17 protein-coding genes and 2 tRNA genes are annotated in these 20,273 nt (G+C 64.9%); 6 read left to right on the top strand and 13 right to left on the bottom strand.

All coding sequences use genetic code 11. From position 1 onward, the window contains the following. Positions 1 to 275: 275 nt before the first annotated feature. Positions 276 to 833, top strand: coding sequence for a PEP-CTERM sorting domain-containing protein (locus U0004_RS24105; RefSeq protein WP_092608397.1), 558 nt, complete (start codon positions 276 to 278; stop codon positions 831 to 833). Positions 834 to 915: 82 nt separating this feature from the next. Here the strand turns inward: U0004_RS24105 and U0004_RS24100 are convergent, their stop codons facing one another. The 3 genes from U0004_RS24100 to U0004_RS24090 all read right to left on the bottom strand — a co-directional run bounded on the left by U0004_RS24100 (position 916) and on the right by U0004_RS24090 (position 5,728). Beyond that, positions 916 to 3,336, bottom strand: a complete 2,421-nt coding sequence (locus U0004_RS24100; RefSeq protein WP_052140383.1) for a TonB-dependent receptor plug domain-containing protein — start codon at positions 3,334 to 3,336, stop codon at positions 916 to 918. A gap of 296 nt (positions 3,337 to 3,632) precedes the next feature. After that, entirely contained in the window at positions 3,633 to 4,682 is a 1,050-nt protein-coding gene (locus tag U0004_RS24095) for an aldo/keto reductase (protein ID WP_269462269.1), read from the bottom strand. Further along, positions 4,679 to 5,728: a quinone-dependent dihydroorotate dehydrogenase gene (locus U0004_RS24090; RefSeq protein WP_070256659.1), complete on the bottom strand. Its 1,050-nt coding sequence runs from the start codon at positions 5,726 to 5,728 to the stop codon at positions 4,679 to 4,681. Before U0004_RS24090 ends, U0004_RS24095 begins: the two co-directional genes overlap by 4 nt. Positions 5,729 to 5,931: 203 nt before the next feature. On the opposite strand from U0004_RS24090, the gene U0004_RS24085 reads away from it, so the two are divergent. Next, positions 5,932 to 9,243: a S41 family peptidase gene (locus U0004_RS24085; RefSeq protein ID WP_070256657.1), complete on the top strand. Its 3,312-nt coding sequence runs from the start codon at positions 5,932 to 5,934 to the stop codon at positions 9,241 to 9,243. Between the two features lie 102 nt (positions 9,244 to 9,345). Here U0004_RS24085 and U0004_RS24080 read toward each other — a convergent pair whose 3' ends face one another. Genes U0004_RS24080 through U0004_RS24070 form a run of 3 tightly spaced genes read right to left on the bottom strand, consistent with a single transcriptional unit; the run spans position 9,346 to position 11,466 of the window. After that, a complete protein-coding gene (locus tag U0004_RS24080) occupies positions 9,346 to 10,068 on the bottom strand; it encodes an arginyltransferase (RefSeq protein WP_070256655.1) in 723 nt (240 codons plus the stop codon). 60 nt (positions 10,069 to 10,128) lie between these two features. After that, entirely contained in the window at positions 10,129 to 10,845 is a 717-nt protein-coding gene (gene aat, locus U0004_RS24075; protein ID WP_070256654.1) for a leucyl/phenylalanyl-tRNA--protein transferase, read from the bottom strand. A 30-nt stretch (positions 10,846 to 10,875) separates the two neighbouring features. Further along, positions 10,876 to 11,466, bottom strand: a complete 591-nt coding sequence (locus tag U0004_RS24070; protein WP_034785201.1) for an NUDIX hydrolase — start codon at positions 11,464 to 11,466, stop codon at positions 10,876 to 10,878. 185 nt (positions 11,467 to 11,651) lie between these two features. Between U0004_RS24070 and U0004_RS24065 the strand changes: the two genes are divergently transcribed. Together U0004_RS24065 and U0004_RS24060 are read left to right on the top strand one after the other, a co-directional pair. Beyond that, a tRNA-Met gene (locus tag U0004_RS24065) sits at positions 11,652 to 11,728 on the top strand. Between the two features lie 141 nt (positions 11,729 to 11,869). Continuing rightward, positions 11,870 to 11,946: transfer RNA gene (locus U0004_RS24060), tRNA-Met, on the top strand. A 59-nt stretch (positions 11,947 to 12,005) separates the two neighbouring features. On the opposite strand, the gene U0004_RS24055 is transcribed toward U0004_RS24060, so the two are convergent. After that, positions 12,006 to 12,794, bottom strand: coding sequence for a helix-turn-helix transcriptional regulator (locus U0004_RS24055; protein ID WP_070253688.1), 789 nt, complete (start codon positions 12,792 to 12,794; stop codon positions 12,006 to 12,008). Between the two features lie 110 nt (positions 12,795 to 12,904). Between U0004_RS24055 and U0004_RS24050 the strand changes: the two genes are divergently transcribed. Continuing rightward, positions 12,905 to 14,101, top strand: a complete 1,197-nt coding sequence (locus tag U0004_RS24050; protein ID WP_070253689.1) for an MFS transporter — start codon at positions 12,905 to 12,907, stop codon at positions 14,099 to 14,101. On the opposite strand, the gene U0004_RS24045 is transcribed toward U0004_RS24050, so the two are convergent. Together U0004_RS24045 and U0004_RS24040 are read right to left on the bottom strand one after the other, a co-directional pair. After that, positions 14,098 to 16,404 (bottom strand): xanthine dehydrogenase family protein molybdopterin-binding subunit, encoded by a 2,307-nt coding sequence (locus tag U0004_RS24045; protein WP_070253690.1) that lies wholly within the window; start codon positions 16,402 to 16,404, stop codon positions 14,098 to 14,100. The genes U0004_RS24050 and U0004_RS24045 overlap by 4 nt on opposite strands. Continuing rightward, the gene (locus U0004_RS24040; RefSeq protein WP_070253691.1) at positions 16,401 to 16,877 is read right to left on the bottom strand and encodes a (2Fe-2S)-binding protein; all 477 of its coding nucleotides are present in this window, start codon (positions 16,875 to 16,877) and stop codon (positions 16,401 to 16,403) included. Before U0004_RS24040 ends, U0004_RS24045 begins: the two co-directional genes overlap by 4 nt. A gap of 150 nt (positions 16,878 to 17,027) precedes the next feature. On the opposite strand from U0004_RS24040, the gene mug reads away from it, so the two are divergent. Then, positions 17,028 to 17,549, top strand: coding sequence for a G/U mismatch-specific DNA glycosylase (mug, locus tag U0004_RS24035; RefSeq protein WP_070253692.1), 522 nt, complete (start codon positions 17,028 to 17,030; stop codon positions 17,547 to 17,549). A gap of 43 nt (positions 17,550 to 17,592) precedes the next feature. Here the strand turns inward: mug and U0004_RS24030 are convergent, their stop codons facing one another. The 4 genes from U0004_RS24030 to U0004_RS24015 are packed head-to-tail and all read right to left on the bottom strand — an operon-like array spanning position 17,593 to position 20,269. Next, a complete protein-coding gene (locus tag U0004_RS24030) occupies positions 17,593 to 18,384 on the bottom strand; it encodes an anti-sigma factor family protein (RefSeq protein ID WP_070253693.1) in 792 nt (263 codons plus the stop codon). Next, on the bottom strand, positions 18,381 to 18,902 hold the full coding sequence (locus tag U0004_RS24025; protein WP_070253694.1) for an RNA polymerase sigma factor: 522 nt from the start codon (positions 18,900 to 18,902) through the stop codon (positions 18,381 to 18,383). Before U0004_RS24025 ends, U0004_RS24030 begins: the two co-directional genes overlap by 4 nt. A 20-nt stretch (positions 18,903 to 18,922) precedes the next feature. Next, a complete protein-coding gene (locus U0004_RS24020) occupies positions 18,923 to 19,294 on the bottom strand; it encodes a COG4315 family predicted lipoprotein (protein WP_058050557.1) in 372 nt (123 codons plus the stop codon). A gap of 57 nt (positions 19,295 to 19,351) precedes the next feature. Then, positions 19,352 to 20,269: a DNA-3-methyladenine glycosylase family protein gene (locus U0004_RS24015; RefSeq protein ID WP_070253695.1), complete on the bottom strand. Its 918-nt coding sequence runs from the start codon at positions 20,267 to 20,269 to the stop codon at positions 19,352 to 19,354. Between the last annotated feature and the right edge of the window lie 4 nt (positions 20,270 to 20,273).

Raw genomic sequence — 20,273 nt, 5'->3', positions numbered from 1 at the left:
CATTGGTACAGGGCGACCCTGCCACTTTACATGTGCTGAGATACAACAATCCTGTTCCCCGGGACGGCGAGCGCTCATGGCAACGATGGCGGCAAGCCCCGTGATAGCAGGCCTCGCCAATAAATTGATAAGACCAATTGAAATTTTCAATGGCCGAAGATGTTTCTTTTATTGCATTTAGATTTCCTGGATGATATCTTTTGTCCAATCGCAAAAAAATATAACAAAAATATAATCAACATTGTAGTTTTTGAAATTCATCGATAGGGGAAACTATGAACATGACTAAACATGCCGTGCTGGGTCTCTGCCTTGCTGTCTCGGCTTGCCTGGCGCCATTGGCCCAGGCTGCTAGCTGGGTGGAAATCACCGACCCTGCCATGAGCGGCTTCCTGGTGGGCGGCAATACCGTCACCTATGGCAGCGTGGCAGCGGACGCGGTCTGGGTCTATGACGGCGCCAACCCGGCCGGCGCGCAAAGCGCGGCCGCCATCAAGAGCTTGGTCAGCAGCAAGTTTGGCCTGCCCTCCAGCGGTGCAGGCTCGTTGGTCTTTGCCGCCCAGGGCGACCTGGCCAGCAGCAAGTCCGGTTCGTTTACCGTCAACTCCAGCTTTGACTACCTGGCCGTGCATTATGGCCGTGGCGAACTGTTGTTCCACTGGGACACGCCGCTTGCCGCGAATACGGTCTTCAGCATTGCCAACCTGCCGCGTGGCCTGAGCAATTTCCGCGCGTACAACTCCGTCTCTGCCGTGCCTGAGCCAGCGACTTACGGCATGCTGATGCTGGGCCTGGGCCTGGTCGGTTTTGTCGCGCGCCGCCGCCGCGCCTGAGCCTGATGCGCCTGCGGGCGCAAGACATGAAAAAGCCCGGAAACGCGATGCGTTCCGGGCTTTTTGCATGGCAGAGCGCTATTTACCAGCTATAGCCAGCCTTGGCGTAGTAGTAGCGGCCGTTGAAACCGTTCGGCGCGAAGATGCTGTAAGGCTGGGTGCCGTTGACGTTCAGGTTGCCCGCGCTCGTCACTTGCGCCGGGTAGCGGTTGGTGACGTTGTCGATGCCGGCCACCAGGCGCCAGTTCTTGCCCAGTTTCACGGAACCGGACACGTCCAGCACCCATTGCGGGTCATACGTCTGGTCCAGCTTGACATCGTTCTGTGGCACGGTGAAGCTGCCGTAGCGCGTCACGACGCCATGCGCATTCCAGATGCCGAAGCCGTAGTCGGCGGCCAGGCTGAACTTGTCCTTCGGCGAGGCCACCGTGATGCGGTCGATGCTCTGGCGGTCGATCAGTTTCAGGTTGTTGGCCGTCAGGATGGCTGGATTGTCGGCGATTTTCTGTACCGTGCTCTTGTTATGGTTGTAGGCCACGGTGAGATCGAGGCGGTCCTTGTCCTGCAGGTCGATGCGGTAGGTGCTGACGATGTCCACGCCTTCCGTGCGCGTGTCGACGGCGTTGGTGAAGTAGCGCGCCGCGCCCACGCTCGAGCCTTGCGTCGCCAGCTGGGCCTTGAGCTTGTCGTTCAGCGCCAGGTTGGCCGAGAACAGGATGCGGTTGTCGATGTCGATGCGGTAGGCGTCTACCGTCGTGGTGAAGTTGCGGTTAGGCTGGAACTGCAGGCCCAGGCTGTAGTTGCGGGCTTTTTCCGGTTTCAGGTCCTGTGCGCCCAAGGCGCGCGCCTGCGGCGTGTTGACGGCAAAGGTGCCCGTCTCGATGGCCGTATTGTTGCCGTTGATGACCTGGAAGTTGGTGGTGGTGATGGTGTAGTACTGCTGCGCCAGCGATGGCGCGCGGAAGCCGCTCGATACGGTGCCGCGCAGGGACAGCGCGTCCGTGAAGGAGTAGCGGGCCGAGCCCTTGGCAGAGGTGGTGCTGCCGAAATCGCTGTAGCGCTCATGGCGCAGGGCCACGCCGCCCGACAGTTTCTTCGTCGCTTCCGCTTCCAGATTCACATAGATCGATTCGTTGTGGCGCGAGTGGCTGCCTGCGTTGACAGGGCGGAAGCCGGCAAAGCCTTGCGAGCCGCCGCCTGTGTACGACGCTGCGTCGCCGGCGCCGATGCTGTATTTCTCATGCCGCGCTTCCGCGCCGACGGCTACAGTCAGCGGACCCGTAAAGTAAGAGACGGGAAACTCGCGCGCCGCGTCCAGGTTGAATACGGTCTGTTCATTCTTCAGCGAGCCGGCATAGAAATGCGTGGGGCTGTTCGCGCCCAGCGACTGGTTGACCGTGTTGTCCAGGTCCAGTTCGAACTTGTTGCTGCCGTAATTGATGCTGGCATCCCAGCGCCAGCCGGCCGCTTCACCGCGCAAGCCCGTGACGATGGACTGGTCCGTCAGGGTGCTGTTTTGCAGCGGCAAGAAGCCTTCCGGATAGATCGGCGTGCGCTGCGAGTAGACCTTGGTGACGGGGTCCTGGATCAGGGCCGTGCGCCAGGTGGCGGCGGCCGACGTGTCGCGCTTGCCATAATTGCCGAAGGCATACCAGTCGATATTGTCGTTGATGCGGTATTCGCTGTTGAGGAAAATCGTTGCCGGCTTGCTTTCCGGATCGCCATAGCGCTGGTTGACCTTGCCGTAGCGCGGTTCCAGCGGATTGCGGAAGTCGGCGCCGGCGCGGTTGGTCGGGTCGCGCTCCGCCACTTCCGCCGAGACGCGCACCCAGCCGTCGTCACCGAGGGCGAAGCCGGCCGAACCCTTGATGGATTTTTGCTTGCCGTCGCGTTCCTGCGTCTGGCCATAGCCCACTTCGATATCGCCGCCGGCCGCGCCTTTTTTCAGGATGATGTTGATTACGCCGGCGATCGCATCGGAACCGTACTGGGCCGCCGCGCCATCGCGCAGCACTTCCACGTGGTCGATGGCGGCCAGCGGGATGGCGTTCAGGTCGACGGGCGCCGAGCCGCGGCCCAGGGAACCGTTGACGTTGACGACGGCCGAGGTGTAGCGGCGCTTGCCGTTCACCAGTACCAGGGTCTGGTCGGGCGACAGCCCGCGCAGCTGGGCCGGACGCACGGCGTCGCTGGCGTCGGCGCCCGTGGCGCGGGCAAAGTTCAGCGATGGCAGCAGGCGCGCCAGCACGGTGGCCAGCTCGCCCGAACCCGTGCTTTGCAGGTCGCGCGAGGTGAGGATGTCGATAGGCGATTCGGAATCGATGGTGCGGCGGTTCTTGGCGAAGGTGCCGGTGACCACCACCGATTGCAGTTCACCTTCGGCCGGCAGCTCTTGCTGCGCTTGCGCCTGCATTGGCAGGCTGAAGCAGGCGATCAGGCTGGCGGCGATAACGGTTTTCACGGGCAGGGCGGGAAGCTGGGAGCGGGCGGTGCTTGAACTCATCGACAATATCTCTTCGGTTGGTGGATGCGCGAACCATGGCGGTCCGGTGATGACATCAGAGTAACAGTGGGCCTGTGGCGTGCTTACGAATCGTTCTGTCTATCGATATGCAATAAATGTCTGATACACGTCCAAATGGCGCGGGTAGCGCATATGGCCTCGTTTCCAGCATACGACCGGGCACGGCAAGGCCGCAATGCTGCACAGCAGTAAATTGCCAGCTGTTGTATAAATACGACTATCTGCGATGGGCGTGGGGAGCCTGGCGGCGGCATGCGCCGCCAGACGGAGCGCGCCTACTGTCCCGGATTGGGCAGACTGGCGTGGATGGCGTCGACGGCCGCCACCAGTTCCGGCGACAGGGTAACTTGATGGGCGTCGATATTTTGCTGCAGCTGCGCCACGCTGGTGGCACCGATGATGGTCGAGGCCACGAACCAGCGCGAGTAGCACCAGGCCAGCGCCAGCTGCGCCGGCGTCAAGCCGTGCGCGCGGGCCAGCGCCGCATACTGGCTGGCTGCCGCGATGGTAGCGGGGCGCACGTAGCGGGGACTCCAGCCGGCCGGGAAGCGCGTCAAACGGCCCTTGGCCTGCGGATCGTCGATATATTTCGCCGTCAGCTGGCCGAACGCCAGCGGGCTGTAGGCCAGCAAGCTGACATTTTCCCGGTGGCAGGTTTCGTCGAGCAAGCTCGTCTCGAAATGGCGCGCCGTCAGGTTGTACAGGTTCTGGATGGCGGCGATGCGCGGCAAGCCTTTCAGCTCGGCCTGCTTGATGTATTCGCACACGCCCCACGACGATTCGTTCGACACGCCGATATGGCCGATCTTGCCCTCGTCGACCAGTTTGCCCAGCACGGCCAGGGTGTCTTCGATGGCGACCGAGGCGTGCTCCTTGCGCGGGTTGTACGCGCTGGCGCCGAAGATGGGCAGGTTGCGGCTGGGCCAGTGCAATTGATACAGGTCAATGTGCTCCGTCTGCAGCCGGCGCAGGCTGTCCTCGACGGCGGCGCGGATGTTGACCGCGTCGTGGTCCGTCTTGCCCTTGCGTATCCAGTGCATGCGCGAATTCGGCCCGGCCACCTTGCTGGCCAGGACGATCTGGCTGCGCTTGCCGCTTTTCTTCAGCCAGCTGCCGATGTAGCGCTCCGTGCTGCCCTGCGTCTGCGCGCTGGCCATCACCGGATACATCTCGGCCGTGTCGACGAAGTTGATGCCCCGCTCGAGCGCGTAATCGAGCTGGCTGTGCGCTTCGGCTTCGCTATTCTGCTCGCCGAAGGTCATCGTGCCCAGGCAGATCTTGCTCACCTCCAGGCTGCTGGAACCCAGCTTGACCCTGGCGATCATGTCGCCTGTTTGCCGCGCAGCGCGCGCGCGCAATCCTTGATCAGCGCGGGACCGGCGTAAATCAGGCCGCTGTACAGCTGCACCAGCTGCGCGCCCGCCTCGAACTTGGCCACGGCGTCGCTGCCCTGCATGATGCCGCCCACGCCGATGATGGGCAGCGCATCGCCCAGTTCGGCCTTCAGCAGGCGGATGACATTGTTCGACAGTTCGAACACGGGCGCGCCCGACAGGCCGCCCGCTTCGGCGCCGTGCGGCATGCCTTCCACGGCGCTGCGCGACAGGGTCGTGTTGGTGGCGATGACGCCATCGATACGGTGGCGCGTGAGCGACTCGGCAATGCTTTTCACCTGTTCGCCATCCATGTCCGGCGCGATTTTCAGGGCCAGCGGCACGTAGCGTTTGTGCTTGTCCGCCAGGCGCGCCTGGGCATCTTTGAGCTGCGACAGCAGGGCGTCGAGTTCCGACGCGCCCTGCAGCTGGCGCAGGTTCTTGGTGTTTGGCGACGAGATGTTCACCGTCACATAGCTGGCATACGGGTAGACTTTTTCCAGGCACAGCAGATAGTCGTCGGCCGCCCGCTCGATGGGCGTGTCGGCATTCTTGCCGATGTTCAGGCCCAGCACGCCGGCGCGGTCCTGGTAGAACTTCGACGCCTGCACGTTGGCGACAAAGGCGTCCACGCCGCCATTGTTAAAGCCCATGCGGTTGATGATGCCCTGCGCTTGCGGCAGGCGGAACATGCGCGGTTTCGGATTGCCCGCCTGCGCGCGCGGCGTGACGGTACCCACTTCGATGGAACCAAAGCCCAGGTCGGCCAGCGCGTCGATGTAGGCGCCATCCTTGTCCAGGCCGGCGGCCAGGCCGACGGGATTGGGGAAGGTGATGCCCATCACCGTGCGCGGGTCGGCTGCCGGTTTGCCGGCCAGCTTCGTCAGGCCCAGCGCGCTGGCGCGTTTCAGGGCGGGCAGGGTGAGATGGTGGGCCGCTTCGGCATCCATCGAAAACAGCAGCGGGCGGGCGAGGGAGTACAGGAATTTTTCAGACATGGGGCGCTTTGAGTAGGTGTGCGGGCCGCCGGGAAGGGCTGGCGGCACGCGAAATAAGTGCCGTATTTTACCGTGTTCCACGCAGCGGTCGGGTGTATAGTTCTTGTTGGCCAAATGCAATATTGATCCATTGATAATCCGCATCCGGCCTTGGACTTTCCTGTTTCTTCCCTGTTCTGTTTACTTCATAAGCGAGACATCGATTGAAAAAGACACGCATCTTGACGGCCATCGCGGCCGCCAGCGCACTGCTGCTGAGCCACCCGGCCCTGGCCCTGCCCAATACGCAAGACACCCGCATGCTGAGCGAACCAGCCGTCTCCAGCCGCCACATCGCCTTCATCTATGCGGGCGACCTGTGGCTGTCCAACCTCGATGGCGGCGGCGCGCGGCGCCTCACTTCCGATCTGGGCGACAAGTCCAATCCCGTGTTCTCGCCCGACGGCAGCCTGATCGCGTATAGCGCGAATATCGACGGCAATGTCGACGTGTACGTGATCGCGGCGGCCGGCGGCGTGCCGCGCCGCCTGACCTTCCACCCGGGCGCGGACCTGGCGCAGTCGTTCACGCCCGATGGCCAGGCCGTGATGTTCACCTCGCCCCGCGCCGCCTTCAACAACCGCTTCCAGAAGCTGTTTACGGTGCCCGTGGCGGGCGGCGTGGAAACCCAGCTGGAAATCCCCAACGCCTCACGCGCCGCCTATTCGCCCGATGGCAAGCGCATCGCCTACAACCCGCTGGCGCCGGCCTTCAAGCAGTGGAAGCGCTACCGGGGCGGCACCAATTCCTGGCTGTGGCTGTTTTCATCCAGCGACAAATCCATCGAAAAAATCCCCCAGCCCACCACGCGCTCGAACGACGTCGACCCCATGTGGCTGGGCGACACCGTGTACTTCCGCTCGGACCGCAACGGCGAATTCAACCTGTTTGCGTATGACGTCAAGACGAAAGCCGTGCGCCAGCTGACGCGGCACGCGGATTTTCCCGTGCTGAACGCGTCGGCCGCGAACGGCACCATCGTCTACGAGCAGGCCGGCTATTTGCACGCGCTCGACATCGCCAGCGGCCAGGCGCACAAGCTGAGCATCGCCGTGGCCAGCGACCTGGGGCAGACGCGCCCGCGCTGGGTCAAGAACGCGAAATATATCCGCGACGCGTCGATTTCGCCGTCGGGCGCGCGCATCGCCTTCGAGTACCGGGGCGAGATCGTCACCATCCCCGCCGACAAGGGCGATGTGCGCAACCTGACGCAGACGGCCGGCGCCCACGAGCGCACGCCGATCTGGTCGCCCGATGGCCGCTCGGTCGCGTATTTCTCGGACGAGTCGGGCGAGTATGAACTGCATGTGCGGGCGCAGGATGGCAAGGGCGCCGTGCGCAAGTTCAAGCTGAATGGCAGCGGCTTCTATGACAACGCCGTCTGGTCGCCCGACAGCAGGAAGATCGCGTTTGCCGACAATGGCTGGAGCATGTATGTGATCGACGTCGGCACGGGCAAGGTGCAGAAGGTCGCCACGGAGCCGATGTATGGCGTCGACAAGAGCATGCGCGCCTCGTGGGCGCCCGATTCGCGCTGGCTGGCCTACACGCTCAATTCGCCCACCTACACGCGCAGCGCCTACATCTATTCCGTCGAGCAGAACAAGTCGATGCCCGTGACCGATGGCTTGTCCGACGTGGCCCAGCCCATGTTCGACAAGAGCGGCAAATACCTGTATTTCTTCGCTTCGACGAACGCTGGTCCCAGCAACAACTGGTTCTCGCAGCAGAATGAAGACAACCTGGTGACGCGCACCGTGTGGATGGCCGTGCTGCGGCGCGACTTGCCGTCGCCCCTGATCAAGGAGAGCGACGAGGAAAAGGCCGCCAGCGCGGAGAGTAAAAAAGACACGGCAAAGGCAGAGCCGGAAGCGAAGAGCGAACCGAAGGTCGATCCGAAGACGGGCCGCGACGACCCGAAAGTGACCGTAGCGCCCGTGGCGCCGATCAGCATCGATTTCGACGGCATCGCCACGCGCATCGTCGACTTGCCGCTGCCGGCCGCGCAGTTCTCCAGTCTGACGGCGGGTGCCGCAGGGCAGATCTTTTTGCTGCGCGAAAGCGACGGCAAGAAGGCCGTGCAGCGTTTTGACCTGAAGGAGCGCAAGGCGGAAACCGTGGTGGCGGAAGCCGATGATTTCGAAGTGTCGGCCGATGGCAAGAAGCTGCTGTACCGCCAGAAGGACAATTGGGCCATGGGTAGCGCCACGGGCAAGCTGCTGGCGCCGGGCGAAGGCAAGATCAAGGTCGACGCCATCGAAGTAAAGGCCGATCCGCGCGCCGAGTGGACGCAGATTTTCAACGAGGTGTGGCGCATCAACCGCGATTACTTCTATGACCCGGGCATGCATGGCGTGGACTGGAAGGCCATGCGCGACAAGTACGCCGTCTTCCTGCCCGAGCTGTCGAGCCGCGCAGACCTGAACCGGTTGATCCAGTGGATGTGCAGCGAGCTGGCCGTGGGCCACCACCGCGGTGGCGGTGGCGATGATTTTATCGAGGCGAAGAAGGTGCCGGGGGGCTTGCTGGGCGCCGACTATGAAGTGCGCGATGGCCATTACCGCTTCAAGAAAGTGTATGGCGGCTTGAACTGGAATCCGGCCCTGCGCGCGCCGCTGACGGAGCCGGGCCTGAACGTCAAGGCGGGCGAATACCTGCTGGCCGTCGACAGCCGTCCTTTGCTGCCGCCGACGAATATCTACAGCGCCTTCGAGAACACGGCCGGCAAGGCGATCGACCTGACCGTGGGGCCATCGGCCGACGGCAAGGGCGCGCGCACGATCACCGTGGTGCCCGTGCCGACCGAGGATGCCTTGCGCAACCGCGACTGGATCGAAGGCAATATGCGCAAGGTGAATGCGGCGACGGGCGGCAAGGTGGCGTATGTGTATGTGCCGAATACGGCGGGCCTGGGCCACACCTACTTCAAGCGCTATTTCTTCCCGCAGGCGGACAAGCAGGCCATCATCGTCGACGAGCGTTTCAATGGCGGCGGCAGCGTGGCCGATTACTACATCGAGATCCTGCAGAAGAAGGAAATCGCCTGGTGGACCATGCGCTACGGCGCCGACATGAAGACACCATCCGCTTCGATCCAGGGGCCGCGCGCCATGCTGATCGACGAGACGGCCGGTTCTGGCGGCGACCTGCTGCCATGGATGTTCCGCAAAAATAACATGGGCCCGCTGATCGGCAAGGCCACCTGGGGCGGCCTGGTGGGCGTGCTGGGCTTCCCCGTGCTGATGGATGGCGGCTTCATCACGGCGCCGAACCTGGCGTTCTGGACGCGCGAAAATGGCTGGGGCGTGGAAAACGAAGGCGTGCCGCCCGATATCGACGTCGAGCAAACGCCGGCCGACGTCATCGCCGGACGTGATCCGCAGCTGGAAAAGGCGATCGAGGTGATCCAGGCCGAACTGGCAAAGAACCCGCCCGCGCAGCCCAAGCGTCCGGCGTTTCCGGACAAGAGCAAGTAGGTCGGATTAGGCGCGAAGCGCCGTAATCCGACACCATTGTTGGCATCGCAGTGTCGGATTACGCGCTTGCGCGCTAATCCGACCTGCCAAATAATCCCAGGTTTACAGGATTACCCACTGCCCCTTGATCCGTGCTTCCAGCGGCTTGAAGTTGATTTTATAGGCCATCTTCGGGCTTTGCGCGATCCAGTAGCCCAGGTAGATGTAGGGCAGGTCCAGTTCGCGCGCCTGGGCGATTTGCCACAGCACGTTGTAGGTGCCGTACGAGGCGCCCGGCACGTCGGGGTCGAAAAAGGTGTAGACGGACGACAGGCCATCGGCCAGCACGTCGATGATGCTGACCATGCGCAGGATGCCTTCGGCATCGCGGAACTCCACCAGGCGCGTGTTGACCCGGCTTTGCAGCAGGAATTGCGCATACTGGTCGCGGCTGTCCTGGTCCATGCCGCCGCCCGCGTGGCGCGTGCTCTGGTAGCGCAGGTACAGTTCGTAGTGCTCGTCGAGGAAGGACAGGGTGGCCACGCCCGCCTGCAGGTCGGCGTGCCGGCTCCAGGCGCGGCGCTGGTTGCGGTTCGGGGTGAACTCGCCCGTCACGACGCGTACGGGAATGCAGGCCTGGCAGCCGTCGCAATACGGGCGGTAGGTGAAAATGCCGCTGCGGCGAAAGCCGTTGCGCACCAGTTCCGAATACACGTCGCTGTTGATCAGGTGCGAAGGCGTGGCCACCTGCGAGCGTGCCTGGCGGTCGTCCAGATAGCTGCACGGATAGGGCGCCGTCGTGTAGAACTGCAGGGTGGCAAACGGTAGTTCGTTCAGGTGCGTCATGCTGATCCTGTCTGGTCTGTCCGCGGCAATGGAAGTCTGCGTGGAGATATCATAGCTTTTTTATGCCGGTGGTGCAGCTTGCCAATCCGTGATTTGCGCTGCTTCAATGGCGACGCGCACATGGGCGAGGAAGCGCGCGCGCGAAATGGGCGCCGCGCCCAGCGAGGCCAGGTGCTTCGTTTCTTGCTGGCAGTCAATCATGGCCACGCCGCGCGCGTGCAGAAAACGCACGAGGTGCGCCAGCGCGATCTTCGAGCCATCCGTCACGCGCGCGAACATCGATTCGCCATAGAACATGCGCCCGATCGACACGCCATACGCGCCGCCGACCAGTTCTCCATCAAGCCACAGTTCCGACGAGTGCGCGTAGCCCAGCTTGTGCAAGCCCGTGTAGCCGGCGATGATTTCGTCGGAAATCCACGTGCCCGGGCCATCCTTGCGCGGCGCCGCGCAGGCGCGCATGACGGCGTCGAAATCGCCGTCGAAGCGCAGCTGCCAGCGACCGTCCGTGGCGGCGCTGCGTTCGACCTTGCGGATCGCCTTGGCCAGGCTGTCGGAGACCTTGAAGTCCCCCGTCATCAGCACCATGCGCGGATCGGTGCTCCACCACAAAATAGGCTGGCCTTCGGAAAACCAGGGGAAGATGCCGCGCCGGTAGGCGTCGAGCAGGCGCGCGGGCGACAGGTCGGCGCCGGCCGCCAGCAGGCCGGGCGCCTCGTCGGTCAGGGCGCGCGAAACGTCGGGAAACGGGGTGTGGGTATCGAGCCAGGGAATCATGCGGCGTCAAAGGTGGCAGTTGGTGGAGGCTTACTCGGGGGCTTGCTCTGCATCCGTGCGCGCCATCGGGCGCGTGATGTCGCCCGTATGGAAACCATAGCTGCCGCCTTCGCGGATTTTCACGCGGTCGGCAAAGAACAGTTCCAGGGTGGCGCGGATGGTGGGGAAGGCCAGGTCATCCCAGGGTATCTGCGCTTCCGTAAACATCTGCACGTCCAGGCTTTCGATGCCCGGCGCGAAATCGAGGTCGCGCAGGCGCGCCAGGTAAAACAGGTGCACCTGGTGCACGCGCTGCACGTTCAGAAGTGAAAACAGGGGGCCCAGTTCGATATTCGCGCCCGCTTCCTCCACCGTTTCGCGTTCGGCCGCGTCGGATGTCGTTTCATCGTTTTCCATGAAGCCGGCAGGCAGGGTCCAGTAGCCCAGGCGCGGCTCGATGGCGCGCTTGCACAGCAAGACCTGCAGCTGGCCATCCTCTTCCCACACGGGGATGGAGCCGACCACCATTTTCGGGTTCTGGTAATGGATGGCGTCACAGTTGGCGCAGACATAGCGCGGACGGTTGTCGCCTTCCGGAATGGAGAGGCTGACAGGATGGGCGCATTCGGAGCAGAATTTCATGGGCGGGCTTGGGAAAATGGAAGTCTAGTGTAACGCTTACTGTACACCGATTGCGCGCGGCGTGGCGTGTCGGGAGGACACAATGCCAATCGGCAATTGGCCGGGGTTTTTAATTAAATAGCTCTATTGCAGCCTAAGTTGAGATAGCTATTGCCTAAGCCACCCGTTTGCCCTTATAATTCTTGTGCGGGGTGGAGCAGTCTGGCAGCTCGTCGGGCTCATAACCCGAAGGTCACAGGTTCAAATCCTGTCCCCGCAACCAATACCGGAAAGCCGCTGATTCTTGCAAAAGATCAGCGGCTTTTTCCATTGCTGGACAACGACAATATTCGGCAGACGGGGCAGGAATGACATTGTCAATTCACGCCTTTACGCCGCGCAACAATCTGGTATATAATTCGTCTGCGGGGTGGAGCAGTCTGGCAGCTCGTCGGGCTCATAACCCGAAGGTCACAGGTTCAAATCCTGTCCCCGCAACCAATTCGAAGCCGCTGATTTCTCGCAAGAGAATCAGCGGTTTTTTCGTTGTGCGCTGCAGGTCACTCCTGCGCCTGGCGTGCATACACCACCAGCCGCAGATGGCGGTCCGCATCGATGGTGAGCGAGGTATGTTCATATGCGACCTCCCCGCCGTCGATTGTCAGGCGGCGTACGCCGGCACATGGCGCATGCACGTCGTGGCGGCGCCACCATAACTTGAATTCGGGCGAGACTTTTTCCAGTTCCTCCACCAGCGCGTGGATATCCGCTTCCTGCGTGGCGCGCGCATAGTCGCGGCGAAAGCTCGACAGCATCAGCGGCGCCTGCTCTTCCCACGCCGCGAAGCGGGATCGCAGCAGCGGGTCGGTAAACAAGAGCCACAGCAGATTGCGCCGCGAGGCAGCATGCGCGCCGAAGCCAAACAGGGTGTCGGCGCCCCCGTTGAACGCCAGCACGTCCCAGCGCAAATTGAGCACATATGCCGGATGCGCCAGCTCGTGCATCAGGCGGCGCACCAGCGGCGGCACTACGCAAAACGTCTTGCCCTCTTCGGCCGGCGGACGCGCATGCGCCAGCAGGAACAGGTGGCGGCGCTCGGCCGCGTCCAGTTTCAGCACCTCGGCCAGCTTGTCGAGAAAGGCGCTCGAGACGCCGATGTCGCGCCCCTGCTCCAGCCAGGTGTACCAGGTCAGCCCCACGCCGGCCAGCGCCGCCACTTCTTCGCGGCGCAAGCCCGGTGTACGCCGCCTTCCACCGCCGGGCAAGCCCACGTCTTCCGGCGACAGGCGTGCGCGCCGCGCCTGCAGGTAGGCGGCCAGTTCGTGGCGGGTGCGGGCCAAGGTGCGCATGGTGATGCCTTTCCGGTAAGCCTGTTGCTATCAGTAATAGCATAAACAGTTAAATTGTAATTGTTTATATTGTATTCCAGAATGCCTGCTTTCTTTCCGAAAGCTTGCCCATGTCCGACTCTTCCTCCTCCAGTAGCCTCGCGCCTGCCATCGCCGCGCTGCCTGCCACCGTCTACCTGATCGCCATGGGCGCGTTCGCGCTGGGCATGGCGTCGTATGTGACGGCGGGCCTGATGCCGATGATTGCCAGTGCCTTTTCCATCTCCCTGGCGATGGCCGCGCAACTGGTGACGGCGTTTACGCTGGCCTATGGCCTCGGCTCGCCGCTGGTGGTGGCCTTGTTGCCGGCGCGCGCGCAGCGCTCGGGCCTCCTGATCGCCCTGGCCGTGTTCGTGCTGGCGAACGGGGCCAGCGCGCTGGCGCCTGGTTTCAGCGGTTTGCTGGCATGGCGCGCCATTGCCGGCGTCGGTGCTGGTGTCTACCTGGCGCTGGGCATCGCGGCGGCGGCCGGCGTGTCGGCGCCGCAGCAGCGGGGCAAGGCCATCGGCGTGATCATGGGCGGCATGGCGGGCGGCACGGTGCTGGGCGTGCCCTTGAGTTTGCTGCTGGCGCAGCAGCTGGACTGGACCGCGGCCCTGTGGCTGGTCGCCGTCCTTGGCGGGCTGGCGCTGGCGGGCTTGCTGTGGAAGCTGCCCGCGCTGCCGGCGGTGCCGGCCACGTCGCTGCGCCGCAAGCTGGTCTTGCTGGCCGATGGGCAGGTGCTGTCCATCCTGCTGGTATCGCTGCTGGCGGCCATCGCCAGCCTGGGCATGTACACGTTTATCGCGCCGTTGCTGGCGTGGTCGGCGCAGGGGGCGGCGCTGTCCACCACTCCCTTCCTGTGGGCCTGGGGCGTGGGGGGGATCGCGGGCAGCGTGCTGGTCGGACCGTGGGCGGACAAGGTGGCGGCGCCGAAACTGACCTGCTTCATCTTGCTGCTGCTGGCGCTGGCCTTGTGCGCGCTGCCGCTGGCGGCCGGCTGGTCGGCCTGGCTGATGCTCGCGCCGATCGCACTGTGGGGCGCGGCTGGCTGGGCCCTGCAAGTGCCGCAGAACCAGCAACTGCTGGCCGTGCGCGCGCGGCAGGGCGATGGCAACCTGGCCATCGCCCTCAACGAATCGGCGCTGTACCTGGGCAGCGCCATTGGCGCGGCCACCGGCGGGGTGCTGCTCCTGCTCGACTGGCCCATGTGGCTGCTGGCGGCCGGTGCCGCCCTGGTCGCCGCCGCAGCGTTGCTGCTGCAGTTGCCTGCCGCGCGGCGGACCTAAGCCTTTTTCGCCAGCTGCATGCCTACGGGCAGGGCGCGGATGCGCTTGCCCGTGGCCGCGAAGATGGCGTTGCACAGGGCTGGCGCGATGGGCGGCGTGGCCGGTTCGCCCACGCCGCCCAACTCCATGTCCAGGGTGCCCGGCACCAGGTGCGTGTGGATCACGCGCGGCGCGTCGGCGGCGCGCAGCACGGCGTAGTCGTGGAAATTGCTTTGCTCGACCCGGCCATTCTTGAAACTGATTTCGCCGCTCATGGCCAGCGACAGGCCCATGATGCAGGCGCCCTCGATCTGCGAGCGCACGCGGTCCGGATTGATTTGCGGGCCGCAATCCATGGCGATGTCGACCCTCGGCACGATGACTTCGCCGGCCGCATTGATCTCCACTTCGATCACGGCCGCCACATAGGTGACAAAGCTGTAGGAGACGGCCAGGCCCAGCCCCCGTCCCTTGGGCAGCTTGCGGCCCCAGCCCGCCTTGGCCGTCACCAGCTCGATCACGTGGCGCATGCGGCCGATGTCGACCGGATACTTCGCCGGATCTTCGCCATAGTTCCAGCCGTCGGACAGGTCGGCCGGGTTGATCTTGCGCGCGGGGCCCAGCAGCGCGAGCAGGTAGTCGCGATGATCCTTTTTTGCCGCATGCGCCAGTTCGGCCGTAAACGACTGGATGGCAAACGCGTGCGGGATATTCGACACGGAACGGAACCAGCCGATGCGCGTGTGGGCCGGCACTTCGGGCACTTCGACGCGGATGTTCGCAATGGCGAACGGCACATTGATGGCCGACATGCCCAGCTCGAACGGCGCCTGCCTGCTCGCGCCGGCGGCAAAGGTCGAGGTGATGGTGGGCGCGGCCGTGCGGTGCAGCCAGGCCGTCGGCATGCCTTTCGCGTCCAGCGACGCTTCCAGCCGTTCGACCGATACCGTGTGCAGGTAGTCGTGCTGCAGGTCGTCATCGCGCGTCCACGTCAGCTTGACGGGCGCGCCATCCATGGCTTTCGACAGCAGCGCCGCCTCGACGGCGAAATCGGGTTTCGATTTGCGCCCGAAGCCGCCTCCGAGCAGGGTCACGTGGACGGTCACGTCGTCATACGCCAGGCCCAGGGCCTTGGCCACATTGCTGCGCGTCGCCTGCGGCGCCTGCACGCAGGCCCATACTTCGGCCTTGTCGTTGGCGATGCGCACGGTGGCGGCGGGGGGCTCCATGGTGGCGTGGGCCAGGTGGGGCAGATAGTATTCGGCACTGAATGTCCGCGCGGCGGGAGCGGCGGCCAGCGTGGCCACCGTCTTGCCCTGGTCGCGCGCCGGGCTGGCCGGCTGTCGCACGGCCGCTTCCAGGGTTTTGCGGAAGGTCTTCGAATCGTAGCCGCCGTTCGGGCCATCTTCCCATTCCAGCACCAGCGCTTCGCGGCCCTTGATGGCGGCCCAGGTGTTGCTGGCGATGACGGCCACGCCGCCCAGAGGACTGAACATGGCTGGCGGCGGACTGCCCGCCAGTTCGACGATGCGCAGCACGCCCGGCACTTTCAGGGCCGCCGTCTTGTCCACGCTTTTCAGCTTGCCGCCAAAGACGGGAGGGCGGGCGATGACGGCGTACGCCATGCCGTCGAGGCGCGTGTCGATGCCGAAGTGGGTATTGCCCGTGACGATGTCGTGCAAGTCGATGCCGCGCGTGCTGGTTTGGCCGATGTAGCGCAGCTCGCCCGCCGTTTTCAGGCTGATGCGCGCGCGTGGCGGCACCGGCAATTTGGCCGCCTCTTCGGCCAGGGCGCCAAAGGACAGCGAGCGTCCGCTGGCCGCATGCACGACCGCGTGGTTGACGGCTTTGACTTCCGTCACGGGTACGTCCCAGCGCACGGCGGCCGCCGTTTCCAGCATCAGGCGCGCGGTGGCGCCCACGTGGCGCATGGCGCGGAACGAGTGGCGCATGCTGCGCGAGCCGTCTGTATCCTGGCTGCCGTAGCGCGCTTCGTCGGCGGTCGCCTGCTGCACGCGCACCTGCGCCCAGTCGGCGCCCAGTTCGTCGGCCGCCACCATGGGCAGGCTGGTGCGGATGCCCTGGCCCATTTCGGAGCGGTGCGCCACGATGGTGACGATGCCGTCGGCACCGACCGACAGGAAGACCAGGCTGTCGTCGACCACGCCGCCAGCCATCTTCTCGCCGCCGTATTTGACGGCATCGGCCGCCATCACGAGGCCGGAAGGGCCGGCCACCAGGGTCAAACCGGCCAGCGCGCCGGCGGCCTTGAGCCAGTTGCGCCGCGCAGGCGAATGTGCGGCAGGAGTGTCATGCATGCTCATTTGGCCGCTCCTTTCGCGTGGATGCTGGTCGCGGCCTGCTTGATGGCCGCGTGGATGCGAGTATAGGTGCCGCAGCGGCAGATATTGCCGCTCATCGCTTCGCGGATTTGCTGGTCGTTCGGCCTTGGGGTCTTGTGCAGCAGGGCCGTGGCCGACATGATCTGCCCGGCCTGACAGTAGCCGCATTGGGGCACGCCGTGTTCCTGCCAGGCCTGCTGCAGCGCCAGGCCGACCTTGTCTTCGCCCACGGCTTCGATGGTGGTGATATTCTTGCCGGCGGCGGCCGACATCGGCGTCACGCAGGAGCGGATGGCTTCGCCATCGAGGTGCACGGTGCAGGCGCCGCACAGGGCCATGCCGCAGCCGAATTTGGTGCCGGTCATGCCCAGTTCGTCGCGCAGGGCCCACAGCAGGGGCGTGTCTTCAGGCAGCGCAAGCTCGTGCTGCTTGCCATTGATGGTCAGGGTCGTCATGTGTATTCCTCGGTGTGGGATGGTGCGGGAAAGCGCGACGGCCATCCACCATACGGATGAGCTCATCAGTACGGGATGGTAGCACCGCCCGCCCTGCGCTGCAGGACATGGGGCCGGTGGCATACTGCGGCTTCTGATATTGGAGTTTTCATGACATACCTCACAACGGCGCCGGGCTTGCCCGACATCCTCGCTCCCGGCTTGCAAGTGGTTTTTTGCGGCCTCAATCCGGGCGTGGACGCGGCGGCGGCCGGCCACCATTTTCTCGGCCGCGGCAACCGTTTCTGGCCGGTGCTGCACCTGGCCGGCTTCACGCCGCATCTGGTGGCGCCGCAAGACGATGCCAGCGTGCTCGGTTTCGGGCTGGGTTTGACGGCGGCCGTCGGGCGCCCGACCAGCCGCGCGGACCAGGTGGGGGCGGACGAGTTTGCGCAAGCGGCGGCGGGCCTGCAGCATAAACTGGCATTGCTGCAGCCGCAGTGGATCGCATTCCTGGGCAAAGCTGCCTACGCGGCGATGACGGGGAAACGCCAGCTGGCGTGGGGCGAACAGCCGGAGCGCTTCGGCGGCGCGCGCGTGTGGATATTACCCAATCCCAGTGGGCTCAATCGCGGCTATTCGAAGGAGCGGCTGGTCGACGCGTATGCGGAACTGCGGCGTGCGCTGGACTGATACCGGGCTGGCGTTCAGCGCACTTGCGCATGGATGGCGGGGCTTAGCGGGCTTGCTCCAGCTGCGCATACACGGCGTTGGCGATCTTGCCCAGCTCCCGTTTGGGCAGGCTCGCTGAGAGGGCGTAACCAAGCTGGCCGTCGATCCAGTAAAACACGCTCAGCTCCTTTTCCTGCGTGTAGCGGAAGGCTGTTTCCTGCCTGCCTGCCCGTTCTTTCGCCACATACAGGGTCAGGCGCTTGCCGCCGGCATCTTCATACATGAATTGCGCCACGGGGCCGTCGCCATCGCCGGGCAGCAGGCGGCCGCCGATCAGGTGATAGCCGAGCGGTGACAGCGCGGGCGGCTGCAATTTGCTGTCCAGGCGTTTCGACAGCCATTGCACCAGGTGCGCCTCCTGTTCGACACCCACTTCCACGGGATGGCGCACTTCGGGCGTGTAGACGGCATGGGCGATGGCGGCGCTGCGCGCCAGCGACATCGGGCTGGCGCTGGTGGTCCGCATGTCGCCGCCATCGCCGCGCAGCAGCCAGCCGCCCGCGCCGCCTGCGATCACCAGCACGATGGCCGCTGCCGCCTGCATGGCGTGGCGCTGCCAGGCGCCGTTCGCCGACGGTGGCGATGCCGCTTGCAGCAGGTCCGGCGGCACGGCTTCGTCCAGCACGGGGTCGAACAGGGCACGCAATTGCCGGTTCTGTTCGCGCCAGGCGTCCACCCTGGCGGCATCCTCGGGGTGTGCGTGCAGGTGGGCGTCGACAGCCGCGCGCTGCGCCTGGGGCAGGACGCCGTCGGCCAGGGCGTGCAATTGCGCTTCGCTGATGGCTTGCGTTGTCATTTCACGACTTTCAGGGTAGGGGCGCCATGGCTGCCGGCGGGGCGGCCATCGAGCAGTTCGCGCAGCCGCTCGCGCCCGCGCGACAGCCGCGACATGACCGTGCCGACGGGGATGCCCAGGGTGGACGCCACCTGCTCATACGGCATCTGTTCAAGCGCGACAAGCAGGATGACTTCGCGCTGCCCCAGCGGCAAACGGGCCAGCGCCGCATCCATTTCGCCGATGGCGATGGCTTGCCCCGGCGCGTGCTCCGGGGCGGGCAGCAGGGCGTCGTCGTCGAGTTCCTGCAGCGCCAGGCCGGGGCGGCGCAATTGATCCACGTGCAGGTTGTGCATGATGGAAAACAGCCAGGGCCGCATCTCGCCACCCCGTTGCCACTGGTCGAACTTGCGCCAGGCCCGCTCCACGGTGTCCTGCACCAGATCGTCCGCGTGCACGGCGCCCACCAGCGCGCGCGCATAGCGGCGCAGGCCGGGCAGGCAGGCTTGCAGTGTGCGGCTGTCCTCTTGCGTGGTCATCGTGGCGGCGGGAGGGGGGCTTAGGGCTTGACGACGTGCCACACGTTCTTGAAGTTGTCGCCGGCCACGTCGCCCGGTTTCTTGTCTTCCTTGTACAAATACAGGGGCTTGCCCTTGTAGGTCAGCTGCATGGCGCCGTTGTCTTCGCGCTTGATGCTGCCATACGGGGCGGCGGGCGCCGCTTCGGTGGCGATGACGGCGGGCCAGGCCACCAGGCAGCCGCCGCTGCAGGCGCTCTTGCCGCTGTCGGCGACATCCTTGTCGAACACATACACGGTCATGCCGCTGGCGTTGACCAGCATGCCGTTGGCCGGCATGACGTCGGCGGCAAAGGCCAGCGGGGCGGACAAGGCGGTGAAAAGGGCGGTGGCGGCAAAAGTGGTAAAGCGCATGATGGTCTCCTTGAGGTTTTGAGGGCTTGCAAGGGATAGACGCGTGCCGCCCGCCGTTTATTCCCGCGCAGGCAAAATATTTATTTCCGGCGCATGCAGGCTGGCCCACAGGTGGGCGGCCGCCATGGTGCGGTGCGGCGCGTACTGGCGCAGCCACTGCTCCGTGCGCGCCATGTCCGGCTTGCTCTCTTCGCCGAGCAGCTTTTGCAGGGCGGCGCGGATGGCCACGTCGCCGTGCAGCGAGCAGTCGGCATAGCCGTAGCCGCGCAGCAGCGCGTAATTGACGGTCCACGGGCCGATGCCCTTAACGGCCAGCAGCGCCTGCGAAATGGCCGCCACGTCGCCGGAGGGCGGCAGCTCCAGTGACAGCTCTCCGTCGTTGACGAGGTTTGCCAGGCGCAGCACGGTTTCTGCCTTGGCGCGCGAGAATTTGCGGCTGGTCAAATCCTCGATTTCCAGCCTGGCCACGTCGCGCGCCTCGGGATAGCACCACAAGCCGTCTCCGTGCTGGCGTCCCGCCTGCAAGATGAAGGTGCGGCGCAGGGCGATGGCGAACGGCAGGTTGATCTGCTGGCCGATGATGGCCCAGGTCAGCGCCTCGAAGGGGCTGGCCGATTGCACGATGCGCAAGCCCGGATTGCGCCGGACCAAAGGCGCCAGCAGCGTGTCGCCGGCGGCCAGTTGCGCGAACGGCTGCGGGTCGATGCGCAGGCCGAGGATATTGAGCAGGGCGCCGTGCAGCGGCGTTTGAAGACCGGCAGCGTCATCGCTGTCGATCTCGGCGCGGCAGACGGCGGCAGCGTCCGTGAACGCCACGTCCAGCACCACGGGCACGCCGCGCAGCAAAATGCCCTTGCGCAGGCCCGTCGGCGTGACTTGTTCGGCCACGGCTTCCCCGTCGCGGCTGTGGAAGGCGATGACATCGTCGCGGCGGTAGCCGGCGGGAAGGGGGAGGGTCCAGTGCAGCAGGGTCATGGTG

The organism is Janthinobacterium lividum (genome assembly GCF_034424625.1).
Classification (GTDB): Bacteria; Pseudomonadota; Gammaproteobacteria; order Burkholderiales; family Burkholderiaceae_D; genus Janthinobacterium; species Janthinobacterium lividum.
The sequence above is the reverse complement of the archived record's forward strand: the minus strand, read 5'-3'. Positions and strand labels throughout refer to the sequence as shown.

Bases quoted from the DNA above. Each gene is read 5' to 3' on its own strand.
- U0004_RS24100 (WP_052140383.1), bottom strand. From the start codon at position 3,336: ATGAGTTCAAGCACCGCCCGCTCCCAGCTTCCCGCCCTGCCCGTGAAA.
- U0004_RS24015 (WP_070253695.1), bottom strand. From the start codon at position 20,269: ATGACCCTGCTGCACTGGACCCTCCCCCTTCCCGCCGGCTACCGCCGC.
- U0004_RS24055 (WP_070253688.1), bottom strand. From the start codon at position 12,794: ATGCGCACCTTGGCCCGCACCCGCCACGAACTGGCCGCCTACCTGCAG.
- U0004_RS24095 (WP_269462269.1), bottom strand. From the start codon at position 4,682: ATGATCGCCAGGGTCAAGCTGGGTTCCAGCAGCCTGGAGGTGAGCAAG.
- U0004_RS24080 (WP_070256655.1), bottom strand. From the start codon at position 10,068: ATGACGCACCTGAACGAACTACCGTTTGCCACCCTGCAGTTCTACACG.
- aat (WP_070256654.1), bottom strand. From the start codon at position 10,845: ATGATTCCCTGGCTCGATACCCACACCCCGTTTCCCGACGTTTCGCGC.
- mug (WP_070253692.1), top strand. From the start codon at position 17,028: ATGACATACCTCACAACGGCGCCGGGCTTGCCCGACATCCTCGCTCCC.
- U0004_RS24090 (WP_070256659.1), bottom strand. From the start codon at position 5,728: ATGTCTGAAAAATTCCTGTACTCCCTCGCCCGCCCGCTGCTGTTTTCG.
- U0004_RS24020 (WP_058050557.1), bottom strand. From the start codon at position 19,294: ATGCGCTTTACCACTTTTGCCGCCACCGCCCTTTTCACCGCCTTGTCC.
- U0004_RS24025 (WP_070253694.1), bottom strand. From the start codon at position 18,902: ATGACCACGCAAGAGGACAGCCGCACACTGCAAGCCTGCCTGCCCGGC.
- U0004_RS24030 (WP_070253693.1), bottom strand. From the start codon at position 18,384: ATGACAACGCAAGCCATCAGCGAAGCGCAATTGCACGCCCTGGCCGAC.
- U0004_RS24045 (WP_070253690.1), bottom strand. From the start codon at position 16,404: ATGAGCATGCATGACACTCCTGCCGCACATTCGCCTGCGCGGCGCAAC.
- U0004_RS24050 (WP_070253689.1), top strand. From the start codon at position 12,905: ATGTCCGACTCTTCCTCCTCCAGTAGCCTCGCGCCTGCCATCGCCGCG.
- U0004_RS24040 (WP_070253691.1), bottom strand. From the start codon at position 16,877: ATGACGACCCTGACCATCAATGGCAAGCAGCACGAGCTTGCGCTGCCT.
- U0004_RS24070 (WP_034785201.1), bottom strand. From the start codon at position 11,466: ATGAAATTCTGCTCCGAATGCGCCCATCCTGTCAGCCTCTCCATTCCG.
- U0004_RS24105 (WP_092608397.1), top strand. From the start codon at position 276: ATGAACATGACTAAACATGCCGTGCTGGGTCTCTGCCTTGCTGTCTCG.